At 33.0% G+C, this 896-nt stretch carries 1 protein-coding gene; it reads left to right on the top strand.

All coding sequences use genetic code 11. The features are described from left to right. On the top strand, positions 1-894 hold an 894-nt coding region (locus CRU93_RS14040), incomplete at its 5' end, for an NAD(P)/FAD-dependent oxidoreductase (RefSeq protein ID WP_129104799.1). Positions 895-896: the final 2 nt, after the last annotated feature.

The following is an 896-nucleotide window of genomic DNA, read 5'->3' as shown; positions in this document are numbered from 1 at the left end:
GGATTAACAGCTGGGTTATACTCAACAAGAGGTGGATTAAAAGATGTAGTAATGTTTGAGATGGGAATGCCAGGAGGACAAATTACTGGTAGTTCTGAAATTGAAAATTATCCTGGACAGTTAGAAGTTGTTTCTGGATTAGATTTAATGCAATCATGGCCACAACAAGCTATGAAATTTGGTTTAAAACATGAAATGAAAAAAGTATCTTCTGTTATTAAAAATGGTGATATTTTTACTTTAACTACTGAAGATGGAAGTACATTTGAATCTAAATCTGTATTACTTGCAACTGGTTCAGTTCCTAGACGTGCTGGATTTGAAGGTGAAGATAAATTTTTTGGTAGAGGTATTTCTACTTGTGCTACTTGTGATGGATTCTTCTATAAAGGTAAAGAAGTTGCTGTTATTGGTGGTGGAGATTCTGCTTTAGAAGAGGCTGTATATTTATCAAAAATTTGTAGTAAAGTATATTTAGTACATAGAAGAGATACTTATAGAGCTGCACCAAGTACAATAGAGCATATGAAAAATACTGAGAATATTGAAGAAGTTACAAATGTAGATGTAGAAGAAGTATTTGGAGATATGTCAGGAGTAACTGGACTAAAAGTAAAAAGTAAAATTGATGGAACAACAAGAGATTTAGATGTACCTGGAGTATTTGTTTTTGTAGGAAGAGATGTATTAAATGAGCCTATTAAAAATGATGATGGTACATTTATATGTGATACTGATGAGCAAGGTCAAGTTGTTGTTGATTTAAAAATGAGAACTTCTTTACCTGGTTTATATGCTGCTGGTGATGTTAGAATTGATGCTGCTAAACAAGTCGTTTGTGCTGCTGGTGACGGTGCTACTGCTGCTGTTGATATTATTGAATTTTTAGGATAAGA

The organism is Arcobacter sp. CECT 8985, assembly GCF_004116495.1.
In the GTDB taxonomy this organism is placed as follows: domain Bacteria; phylum Campylobacterota; class Campylobacteria; order Campylobacterales; family Arcobacteraceae; genus Malaciobacter.
This window is presented reverse-complemented; position numbering and strand designations above follow the sequence as displayed.